Annotated in this window: 9 protein-coding genes; 1 reads left to right on the forward strand and 8 read right to left on the reverse strand. The window is 60.0% G+C overall.

Going from position 1 to position 10,897, the window contains the following annotated elements; genetic code table 11:
• Positions 1–628 precede the first annotated feature (628 nt).
• Complete coding sequence (locus BLS57_RS18160) at positions 629–2,908, reverse strand: adenosylcobalamin-dependent ribonucleoside-diphosphate reductase (RefSeq protein WP_093744073.1); 2,280 nt, start codon at positions 2,906–2,908, stop codon at positions 629–631.
• 134 nt (positions 2,909–3,042) lie between these two features.
• Here BLS57_RS18160 and BLS57_RS18165 point away from each other — a divergent pair, with 134 nt between their 5' ends.
• On the forward strand, positions 3,043–3,495 hold the full coding sequence (locus BLS57_RS18165) for a DUF1489 family protein (RefSeq protein ID WP_425274361.1): 453 nt from the start codon (positions 3,043–3,045) through the stop codon (positions 3,493–3,495).
• A gap of 3 nt (positions 3,496–3,498) precedes the next feature.
• Here BLS57_RS18165 and BLS57_RS18170 read toward each other — a convergent pair whose 3' ends face one another.
• From BLS57_RS18170 to BLS57_RS18200, 7 genes are all read right to left on the reverse strand, one after another.
• Positions 3,499–5,316 (reverse strand): AMP-dependent synthetase/ligase, encoded by a 1,818-nt coding sequence (locus BLS57_RS18170; protein ID WP_093744074.1) that lies wholly within the window; start codon positions 5,314–5,316, stop codon positions 3,499–3,501.
• A gap of 10 nt (positions 5,317–5,326) precedes the next feature.
• Positions 5,327–6,121: an ABC transporter ATP-binding protein gene (locus BLS57_RS18175; RefSeq protein WP_093744075.1), complete on the reverse strand. Its 795-nt coding sequence runs from the start codon at positions 6,119–6,121 to the stop codon at positions 5,327–5,329.
• Between the two features lie 73 nt (positions 6,122–6,194).
• Entirely contained in the window at positions 6,195–7,403 is a 1,209-nt protein-coding gene (locus BLS57_RS18180) for an ABC transporter substrate-binding protein (RefSeq protein ID WP_244153729.1), read from the reverse strand.
• 34 nt (positions 7,404–7,437) lie between these two features.
• Positions 7,438–8,508: a branched-chain amino acid ABC transporter permease gene (locus tag BLS57_RS18185; protein WP_093744076.1), complete on the reverse strand. Its 1,071-nt coding sequence runs from the start codon at positions 8,506–8,508 to the stop codon at positions 7,438–7,440.
• Complete coding sequence (locus BLS57_RS18190) at positions 8,505–9,509, reverse strand: branched-chain amino acid ABC transporter permease (protein WP_093744077.1); 1,005 nt, start codon at positions 9,507–9,509, stop codon at positions 8,505–8,507. Before BLS57_RS18190 ends, BLS57_RS18185 begins: the two co-directional genes overlap by 4 nt.
• Before the next feature lie 70 nt (positions 9,510–9,579).
• Complete coding sequence (locus BLS57_RS18195) at positions 9,580–10,395, reverse strand: ABC transporter ATP-binding protein (protein WP_093744078.1); 816 nt, start codon at positions 10,393–10,395, stop codon at positions 9,580–9,582.
• Between the two features lie 213 nt (positions 10,396–10,608).
• Positions 10,609–10,897: transposase (locus BLS57_RS18200; protein ID WP_208597604.1), on the reverse strand; the 289-nt coding region annotated here is incomplete at its 5' end.

A 10,897-nucleotide genomic window follows, 5' to 3' on the forward strand; every position in this document is an offset into this window, starting at 1 on the left:
GTAAATCTACGATCGATATAGTACCATCACATTGAGGTCTGAAACTTTATCGCCGCTGCCTACCTGACAGATATCTCTCTTGGTTGCGCATCAGGATGCATAACGATCTGCTCACGAAGCTCCCGAAACGTAAGATGCTCCACGCTTTGCGGGTGCTTTCGCAGATACCGGACAGCCTGCGGCTTCAGGCCTTCTCTCTCAAATTTCTCGATAGCTTTCGTAACCGTCTGACCCATTTCTGTTCCTCCCACCAAGCCACGATCGACGTCGTTGCCTACCGTTGACCTAACGTTAACTCGTTGAAGAGGCTTTGGTTCCACCTGCGCGTCGCGTAGCAACTTTGGGATCTAAGAAGCGCGGGGCTGCCTCGGGTTAATCGAGAGGATCCGTATCGTTGAGGACGTTATGAGAACATCCGCCGACCTCCGTCAACCACCTTGCCTCGTTCCCTAACTCAGAAAGCAAAATGCCGACCCTTTCGGACCGGCATCTATAAAGTTGTTTAAAATCGGAATCTTATATTTCGTAAGAGGTTCTAATGATCATTTGATGTGGGTCGAAAGGTCAAAAAACAGCAGTAATGGCCACTTATTGCTATGTCCGACAAAACGTCATCATCAGCGCAGCATCACCCGCATTTGCTATGCCCACAGCTCCCGCAGGTCATACACCCCTCGACCATCCGCAGATCGAACTGACCGCAGGAGGGGCAAGACTTCCCACGCGGGGCATCCAAGCCCACGACCTTCGCCTGTGGATCGGTCTTCAGTCCCATGCCCTCGCCCGCGATAAACCCGGTCGCGATCATATGCTGCTCGATCACGCCGCCGATGGCCGCGAGGATGGAGGGGATGTATTTGCCCTGCATCCAGGCGCCGCCGCGCGGGTCGAAGACGGCTTTCAGCTCTTCCACCACAAAGGACACATCGCCGCCGCGGCGGAACACGGCAGAGACCATGCGCGTCAGCGCCACGGTCCAAGCGAAATGCTCCATGTTCTTGGAGTTGATGAAGACCTCAAACGGGCGACGGTGGCCGTTCAGCACGATGTCGTTGATCGTGATGTAAAGCGCATGTTCGCTGTCGGGCCATTTGACCTTGTAGGTATTGCCCTCCAACTCCGCCGGGCGGTCCAGCGGGTCGGACATATAGACGATCTCGCCGCCTTCGCTGACCTGATCGGGGCTGTCGGCGGGGGCCTTGTCGGTCTTTTCCGATGACACGCTGAGGACCGAGCCGGTCACGTCGTTGGGGCGGTAAGTGGTGCAGCCTTTGCAGCCCAGATCCCAGGCCTGCATGTAGACATCTTTGAAGTCGTCAAAGGAGATGTCTTCGGGGCAGTTGATGGTCTTGGAGATCGAACTGTCGATCCATTTCTGGGCCGCGGCCTGCATCTTGACGTGATCGGCAGGCGGCAGGGTCTGCGCGTTGACAAAGTAATCCGGCAGCGGCGCGTCGCCTTTCAGCTCACGCCACATCTGCACGGCGTAGTCCACGACCTCTTCTTCGGTCCGGCTGCCGTCTTTTTGCAGCACCTTGCGGGTATAGGCATAGGCAAAGACCGGCTCGATGCCCGAGCTGACATTACCCGCGTAGAGGCTGATCGTGCCGGTGGGCGCGATGGAGGTCAGCAGTGCGTTCCGGATGCCATGTTCGCGGATCGCGTCGCGCACATCGTCATCCATCGCCTGCATGGTGCCGGAGGCGAGGAATTTCTCGGCGTCAAACAGCGGGAAGGCGCCCTTCTCTTTGGCCAGATCGACGCTTGCGAGGTAAGCAGCACGGGCGATGGCCTTGAGCCAAGCCTCGGTCTGCGCCGCCGCTTCGTCCGAGCCATAGCGCAGGCCGACCATCAAGAGCGCATCGGCCAGACCGGTAACACCCAGCCCAATGCGGCGCTTGTTCTGCGCCTCGGCGGCCTGTTCGGGCAGCGGGAAGTTCGACACGTCGACGACGTTGTCCATCATGCGCACGGCGGTGGCGACCAACTCGCTCATCGCGTCTTGGTCGAGATGGGCGGCCTCGTCAAAGGGCTGCGCCACCAGGCGCGCGAGGTTGATCGAGCCCAGCAGGCAGGCGCCGTAAGGCGGCAAGGGCTGCTCGCCGCAAGGGTTGGTGGCGGCAATGGTCTCGCAATAGTTCAGGTTGTTGGCGGCGTTGATGCGGTCGATGAAGATCACACCCGGCTCGGCGTAGGAATAGGTCGCTTGCATGATGCTGTTCCAAAGATCACGCGCCTGCACGGTCTTGTAGACCTTCCCGCCAAAGACCAGATCCCACGACCCATCGGCCTTGACCGCTTCCATGAAGGGGTCAGTGACCAGCACGGACATGTTGAACATGCGCAGACGGGCGGGGTCGGACTTGGCCGAGATGAAATCTTCGACATCCGGATGGTCGCAACGCATGGTCGCCATCATCGCGCCGCGGCGCGAGCCTGCGGACATGATGGTGCGGCACATGGCGTCCCAGACATCCATGAACGACAGCGGGCCCGAAGCATCCGCCGAGACGCCCAGCACATCCGCGCCACGCGGGCGGATGGTCGAGAAATCATAGCCGATTCCCCCGCCCTGCTGCATGGTCAGTGCGGCCTCTTTCAACATGTCGAAAATGCCGGACATGCTGTCAGGCACGGTGCCCATGACAAAGCAGTTGAACAGCGTCACGCGGCGCGCAGTGCCGGCACCGGCGGTGATACGGCCCGCGGGGAGGTATTTGAAATCCTCCAGCGCGTTGAAAAACTTGTCTTCCCAGACATCGGCCTTCGATTCGACCTGCGCGAGGTCACGCGCGATGCGGCGCCAAGTGTCCTCGACCGTAGCGTCTTTCGCGGCGCCATCAGCCCCTTTAAAACGGTATTTCATATCCCAAATTTGTTCGGCGATCGGGGCGGTAAAGCGGGACATTGTGAAACTCCTGAGGTCAGTGGCAGATGGTCTTCTTAGCTAGGCTGTGCCGCCGTGAAAACAGTAAATTCACCTCTGAGCATACAAGAATTTGCATGTGATTGAAATCCAACTACCTTATATGGCGTAGATCAATGGAATCGCTGGGGGGCGATGTGACCGGCAAAATTAACCTGATAAAGCTCTCGGTTGGCACCGAGGGCGTCGAGAGCCTTGCCAAATGGCAGGCGCGCAAGGACGTGCGGACCAAAGACGGTTTGCCGCGCCATGTCACCCGCATGTGGCCCAAGCGCGAGGCCGAGATTCTCAACGGCGGCTCGATCTATTGGGTCATCAAAGGCGTGGTTCAGGCTCGGCAACGCATCATCCGGCTCGAAGAAGTCACCCGCGCCGATGGTATCCGCCGCTGTGCCATCGTGCTCGACCCCGAGATCATCCGCACCCAAGGCAGCCAGCGCCGCGCCTTCCAAGGCTGGCGCTACCTTGCGCCAGAGGATGCGCCGCCCGATCTGCCCGAAGGCCGCGAGAGCGAAGCCGACCTGCCGGCAGAACTGAACCGCGCGCTGGCCGAGATCGGTGTGCTCTAAGGCTCAGCCGTAAAGCGCCTCGATTTCGCCCGCATAGACCTCATAGACCTTGGACCGCCGTACCTTCATCGTCGCCGTGACCTCGCCATCGTCATGGTCCAACTCCTTGCGCATCAGCCAGATCTTCTTGACCTGCTCGACCCGCGCAAGCTCGCGATTGTGCTTGGCCACTTCGGCCGCGATCAGCTCCTGCACCTTGGGGTGCTCGGCCAGCGAGCGGAAGGTGGTATAGGCGATCCCCTGCCCCTCGGCCCAGAGCCGCACCGTGTCCATGTCGATCTGCACCAGCGCTGTGACAAAGGGCCGCTTGTCGGCCACCGCGATGACTTCTTTGATAAAGGGGCTGGCCTTAATGACATTCTCGATATGCGCAGGCGCGAGGTTCTTGCCCGCCGCGTTGATCATGATGTCCTTCTTACGGTCCACCAAGGTGATCGACCCATCGGCCTCCTGACGCCCGACATCGCCAGTGTGCAGCCAGCCGTCCTGAATGGTCTCGGCGGTAGCCTTGGGGTTCTTGTAATAGCCCTTAAAGATCGTCCCGCCGGTGAATAGCACCTCGCCGTCCTCAGCAATCTTGGTGCGCACGCCGCTGACCGGGAAGCCGATCCGCCCATCACATTGCCCCCAAGACTTTTGGATCGTGCCCACGCCCGAGGTCTCGGACATGCCCCAAGCCTCGCGGATATTCACCCCGATGCCGCGCATGAAGCCTAGCAGTTCCGCGCTGATTGGCGCGGCAGCAGAGATCGCAAATGTCGTCCGCCCCAGCCCGAGATAGCTGCGGATATGGCGGTAAACGAGCGTATCCCAAAAGGCATGGGCCATCCGGTCCCCCGCGCTCCACCTGTCGCGCCGGATAATCCCGCGCCGCTGCGCGCCTTTCAGCGCCAAAAGCGTCATCGGCCCCTTGAGCCGCCCGGCGGTCTGCGCCTGCACCAGCACCCCGGCCTGCATCTTCTCCCAAATCCGCGGCACACCGAAAAACACCTGCGGCGCGACCTCTCGCAGGTCGAGCGTGATGGTCCGCAGGCTCTCGCCAAAGTTCATCACAAACTGCTGCGACAGTCCGTTGATCACCGTCACCGCCTGTTCGGCAATGTGGCACAGCGGCAGATAGCTTAGCACGTCGGTGCCGGGCGGGTAGTCGCCAAAGACATCCCGCGCCACGGCCACGCCCGCATGAATGTTGCCATAGGAAATTTCAGCCGCCTTTGGCAGCCCGGTAGAGCCTGAGGTAAAGACCATCATCGCGGTGTCGTCCGGCTCGATCCCCGCCTGCCGCGCGCGCAGATCATCAGCGAGATCCGCCAACCGCGCCCGCCCCCGCGCCAAAAGATCGTCAAAGCTGATCAGCCCCAGCAGATCCTCGCCCCGCGTGCCCTTGGGGTCAAAAATCACCAACTGCCGCAACTGCGGCACCCGGTCGCCCAACTCCTTGATCTTGTCCAGCTGTTCCTGATCTTCGATAAACAGCACCGTGGTATCCGAGGCATTCACCAAATGCTCCAACTCCGCCGCCGGGCTGGTGGGATACATCCCCACCACAACCCCCGCAGCCGCGTTAATGCCAAACTGCGCCTGCACCCATTCGCTGCGGTTCTCACTCAGGATGCCGACATGGCCGCCGGGCGCCAGCCCCAGATCGACCAGCCCGGCGGCGGTGGCCTGCATGATTTCCTGCAGGCCCGCCCAGGTGATCTCATTCCAGATGCCAAATTCTTTCTGCCGCATCGCCACGCCCGTGGGGCGGTTGTCGGCATGGTTGTGCACCATGCGCACCAGCGGCGCGAAATCGCCCTTAAACTCATCAAATGCCATGGTGGCCTCCTTAGCTGAGCCAGCGTTTGCGGCGTTTGTAGTGCTTCACATCGCGGAAAGACTGCCGTGCGCCGCCCTCCTCGCCCATGCCGAGGTAGAAGGACTGGATGTCCTTATCGCCGCGTAGCTTCTCCACATCGCCCTCCATGACGATCTGACCGCTTTCCATGATGTAGCCATAGTCCGCGACGGAAAAGGCCACGCCCGCGTTCTGTTCGACCAAGAGGATCGCCGTACCATCCTCTTGGTTAAGCCGCTTGATCGTGTCAAAAATCTCCGCCACCACCTTGGGCGCCAGCCCCAAGGACGGCTCATCCATCAAGATCAACTCCGGCCGCGCAATCATCGCCCGGCCAAAGGCCAACATCTGCTGCTCCCCACCCGAAAGATAGCCCGCGATCTGCTTGCGCCGCTCTTTCAACCGCGGGAAAAACGCATAGACCTTATCATAGTCCGGCTTCGCCTTACGCTGATCCAGCGCATAAGAGGCCGCGATCAGGTTGTCCTCCACCGTCATCTCACTAAAAATCCGCCGCCCTTCGCGCACATGGAACAGCCCCTGTTGCACCAGACGGTCGGGCTGGATCGTCATGATCGATTGCCCCTTGAACGAAATCCGCCCCTCACCGACCTCGCCATTCTCTAGCGCCAGCAGGTTGCTCGCAGCCTTCAACGTCGTGGTCTTGCCCGCGCCATTGGTCCCCAACAGCGTCACGATCTTCCCGTCCGGCACTTCCAAAGACAGCCCGCGCAACGCCTGCACCGTGTGATGATAGGTCACTTCGATGTTCTCGATGGTCAGCACAGGGCGCGCCCTCTCTCTTTTTGGCCAAAAATACTTCGGGGGTCCGGGGGCAGCGCCCCCGAACCTTTTGCGCTTAAACGGTGAACCAGTCGGATTTCGGCGTGAACAGCCCGTCCTCGGGATTGTAGCCATAGACCCGGCCTGTCCCGATCGCATTGTTCTCCATGCTCACCGGCCCGCCAAAGAAGCCACCCGAATCCCAATCGGAAATGCCCGCGAGGTTCTCAGCGATGTTATCCGCTGTCAGTTCCTGCCCGGCCTCGGCGGTGTCGCGGAAGGCTTTCATGGCGATCTCCAAGCCACACATCGTCTGGATCGCCCAGGTCGACATGTAGTTCTCCAGCGGCGTGCCTGCGAACATCGCCTTGCTGAGCTCCGCGTACTGCTGATAGCGCGGCGCGTCTTCACGGTCATAGAAATAGCGGTAGGGCATGACGCCTTCGTAGCCCGCAAGGAAGGGTCCCGCCTCGGCGGTGATCCGGTCCGCGATTAGCTTCTCCATGCCCCAGAAGGTGCCCTTGAACTTGACCGGCAGGCCGAACTGTCGCGCGCCGCCGATGAGCTGCGGCCAGACGCCGGTGACATAGCCCTGCAAGATACAGTGATCCGCGCCGGACTGTGCCAGTTTGGTGACATGGGTCGGAATGTCTGCGCCCTCGGCCTTTGTGCTTTCCTCCAGCACGACCTCTAGCCCCAGTTCCTCGGCGCGTTTGCGGCCATGCTCAATCGGGTCTCGGCCAAACTCGGTGTTGGAGAAGATAAAGGCGACCTTCTGCCCGCCCTCGTTCTTGATGTTCTGCAGCAGGATATCGAACTGGCTCTGATAAGTCGGACCCGAGAGATACTGGTAGGGATGTGTCGCTGGGTCCGCCAATTCAGAAGCGAATGAGGTCGAGCCCATGATCCGCGCATTCTCGCCCTTCAACTCAGGCGCAATCAGCTTCATCGCGCCGGTGCTGTCGGCAAAATAACCGATCATGTTCTTGCCTTCAGAGGCTAGCGCGCGCTGGTAGTTGTTCAGCGCATTCTGCGGCACATAGCCCGAATCCTCGGTGACAAAACGGATCGGCGTGCCTGCGATACCGCCTTCGTCGTTGAACAGTTTCGCGGCCATGGCAAAGGCCGGGGCAACCAACTGGCCCGCGGTGGCAAAAGGCCCGGTCAGCGGCAGCGAGGCGCCCAGCACGTATTCCTTGGGCTGCGCGCGCAGGATCATCGGCGTGCCGGTGATCGCCGTGGCGGCGGCGGTGGTGGCGAGGAAGGATCGGCGGTTCATGGTCATTTGGTCTTCTCCCTAAATGTGGCCGTCGTTGTTCTTATCCGCGCGCAAAGGGCCATCTGTTTGCGGCGCGCAGTATGCGGTCTACGATCTGGTTGATGCCGAGCGGTTCTTTCAGCAGGAACAGCACGAGCAGGACGCCAAAGGCGATCTGTTGCAGCGGCGCACGCAACTGACCTGCCCCGGCGCTATCCCCCGCCAGCGCCCCAAAAAGCACTTTGATCAATTCCGGCACCATCACGACGATGATAACGCCGAACACCGGCCCCATTGTCCGCCCCATGCCGCCAATGATCAACGCGGCGACAAGGTTCAGCGACAGCGCCAACTCGAATTGCTCGGGCAGGATGCGGGCATAGAAATAGGCGAAAAGCGCGCCCGCCAACCCGCAATAGGCGGCCGAGAGGGCAAAGCTCATCAACTTGTACCGCAACAGCGAGATGCCGAGGATCTCGGCGGAGTAATCGCGGTCGCGGATGGCGATAAAGGCGCGGCCCACGCGGGTGCGGATCAGGTTCTGCGCCGCCAGCAGCGACACCAGCCCCACCACAGCGATTAGCCCAAACATCTCGCGCTTGGTGTCCAGCTCCCAGCCCAACAGGTTCGGCACATTGGTGTTGATCCCGACCATCCCGCCGGTCCAAGGGGCAAAGAGGTCTTCTTCGATCAAGAAAATCACAATGAAATTCGCCGCCAGCGTCGCCACGGCAAGGTACAGCCCTTTGACCCGCAGACTCGGCAGCCCCACCAGCACCCCCACGGCGGCGGCCAATGCCACCGCCAATGGCACCGAGATAAAGGGCATCAGCCCCGCCGGGATCACCCCGGCCCCGAGGTTGCCAAAAATCGTCACCGCATAGGCGCCAATGGCGACAAAGGCGCCATGGCCCAGCGAGACCAGCCCGGTATAGCCGGTCAGAATATTGATCCCCACCACCGCGATCAGCAGGATGCCCATCTGGCTGGCGATCAGGATCAGGTAGTCATTGCCAAAGGCGGTGAACAGCGCCAGCGCGGCGATCATCGCATAAACAAATGCCTGCTTGTAGCGATTGTTCAGCACCCGCTCATCGGCGGCATAGGTCGATTTGAGGTTCGCGTTAATCATATCCGCTCAACCTCTTTCTGGCCCATCAACCCGTGTGGACGCCAAACCAGCACCACCAGCACGGTGACGTAAGGCACAATCTCGGCCCAGCCGCCGCCCATCTTCCACTGGGTCATGGCTTCCAACACACCGACGACCATCGCGGCGATCAAGACGCCGACATAGCTGTCCAACCCGCCCATCAACACAATCGCCAGCACCGAAAAACCAAAGAGCCCGAGGCTCGGCGAAATCCCGTTGCGCGTGGCGAGGATCGCCCCCGCGATTGCCCCTGTCGTACTGGCCAAGACCCAAGCGCGGGAAAAGACCTTCGGCACCGAAATACCCATTGAATAGGCCGTCGACTGATCTTCAGCAGTGGCCCGGATCGCAATGCCGCCCTTGGTGAACTTCACAAAAGCCACGATGCCGCCAAACAAGAGAAGCGCCACAAACATGTTCACCAGATCGGTGCCAAAAAGGAAGATCATCGTGCCGAACAACTCGAACCGGATCGGCATATTAGGCGCGATATAGGGCACGCTGGCGGCATCCGCCGTCCAGATCAGCTGTGCCGCCCCCGATAGGATTGAGATCAGACCAACCGTCACCATGATCATCGCAAAGATCGACTGCCCCATCAGCGGCCGCATCAATACCCGCTCAATGATCCGGCCCAGAATGGCGTTACACACCAGCGCCCCCGCCAGCCCCAGCAGAATACGCGGCAGGTTCGCCACCCAGTCCAACACTGCTGCGACGGGCGAAAACATCGGTAAGTCGCCCTTCATCTCGATCATCCAAGCGGGCTGCCATGACGCAAGCCACGTTGGCGCCCAAGGCTGGCCGGGGACAATCACCGCGAAGGTAAAATAGAAATAGGCCCCGAACATAATCAGATAACCATGGGCAAAGTTCACCACCTTGGTGGCCTTGTAAACGCTCACGATCCCAACAGCGATCAGCGCATAAATCGCCCCCGCCATCAGCCCGTTGATCGCAAATTGCACAAACTGCCCCATCAGAGCCCCTCCCCGCGCCGGACCCCGGAATTTTCAAAAAATTCCGGCCCGATTTCTTTGCAAGAAATCGTCATGCCGCTGCCCCCAGATACGCTTCAATCACCGCCGGATCCTTCGAGACCTCTTCAGGCGTGCCACTGGCGATCTGCTGGCCAAAGTTCAGCACGACAATGCGGCTGCAAATGTCCATCACCATATGCATGTCATGTTCCACCAGCAGGATCGTGGTGCCGAACTGCTCCTGCACATCCAGAATGAAGCGCGCCATATCCGCCGTCTCTTCGCGGTTCATGCCCGCGACAGGTTCATCCAGCAGCAACACCTTGGGCCGCATCGCCAGCGCACGGCCCAACTCGACGCGTTTCTGCAAACCGTAGGGCAGCATGGTGATCGGATATTTACGGATGTGGTCGATCTCGAGAAAGTCGATGACCTGCTCTTCGATCTCGCGACGTAGTTCCAACTCAGCCTTCTGCGCCGAGCCGAAGTAGCGGAGCGCTTGCCAGACGTTGGTGTTCAGACGCGTGTGCCCACCAAGCTTGATATTGTCGAGCACGGTCATGCCGCGAAAAAGCGCGATGTTCTGAAAGGTCCGTGCAAGACCCAAGCCCGCCCGCTTATCCGGGCTCAGCGTCGTGATGTCCTCGCCCTCGAACGATACACGCCCGCGGTCCGGCTTGTAAAACCCTGATATCGCGTTGAAAAGTGAGGTCTTACCCGCGCCATTCGGGCCGATAACGCCGGTGATCTCACCCGCGTTCGCTTCGAAATTCACACCCTGTAGCGCTTTGATCCCGCCAAAGGACAGATGCAGATCTTCGATTTTCAGCAATCGCCCACTCCCATGCGGCGACAGCTTCGGCCCCCCGCGAGGGGCAGACGACATCCGATCATTGACGGATCCTCCCTATGTCCCCGCGCCGCGCCCCTTTTGGCGGGGCTTCAGCGTCGGGCCTGTTGACACCTTCACCCTATCCGAGTGGTGGCATCTCGCAAGTGTCTTGATGATCCGCATAGTAAAACTGCCCGGAACCATGGGGGATCGGGCAGCGCAATGCCTTGCAAAACAAAGGATTAATCCGCCTAAAGCATTTCTAATTTAACCTGAGGCATATCCGGCAGCCTGAAAGTAGTTTGAACACTCCTGCGGGGAGTACATTGCGCAGATATCGCCAAGGGCTTCGAACACCGAGGTGAATGATCGCGCACTGATGCGTCTGAGGTGAGACTTCAATTTGGAGAAAGCCAACTCAATCGGGTTCAGATCTGGTGAATATGGCGGCAGATAGAGGAACCAGCACCCATGAGCCTTGAGCGCCGCAGCGGCTTCTTTGTTGCGATGGGTCGCGAGGTTGTCGAGAACGACTGCCGTGCCTGGCGCGATCTCG

The organism is Sulfitobacter delicatus (genome assembly GCF_900102535.1).
Taxonomy (GTDB): domain Bacteria; phylum Pseudomonadota; class Alphaproteobacteria; order Rhodobacterales; family Rhodobacteraceae; genus Sulfitobacter; species Sulfitobacter delicatus.

What these genes read in the sequence shown, in the direction of transcription:
- BLS57_RS18170 (WP_093744074.1), bottom strand. Translation starts at nt 5,316, where the DNA reads ATGGCATTTGATGAGTTTAAGGGCGATTTCGCGCCGCTGGTGCGCATG.
- BLS57_RS18195 (WP_093744078.1), bottom strand. Translation starts at nt 10,395, where the DNA reads ATGTCGTCTGCCCCTCGCGGGGGGCCGAAGCTGTCGCCGCATGGGAGT.
- BLS57_RS18160 (WP_093744073.1), bottom strand. Translation starts at nt 2,908, where the DNA reads ATGTCCCGCTTTACCGCCCCGATCGCCGAACAAATTTGGGATATGAAA.
- BLS57_RS18165 (WP_425274361.1), top strand. Translation starts at nt 3,043, where the DNA reads ATGGAATCGCTGGGGGGCGATGTGACCGGCAAAATTAACCTGATAAAG.
- BLS57_RS18190 (WP_093744077.1), bottom strand. Translation starts at nt 9,509, where the DNA reads ATGGGGCAGTTTGTGCAATTTGCGATCAACGGGCTGATGGCGGGGGCG.
- BLS57_RS18180 (WP_244153729.1), bottom strand. Translation starts at nt 7,403, where the DNA reads ATGACCATGAACCGCCGATCCTTCCTCGCCACCACCGCCGCCGCCACG.
- BLS57_RS18185 (WP_093744076.1), bottom strand. Translation starts at nt 8,508, where the DNA reads ATGATTAACGCGAACCTCAAATCGACCTATGCCGCCGATGAGCGGGTG.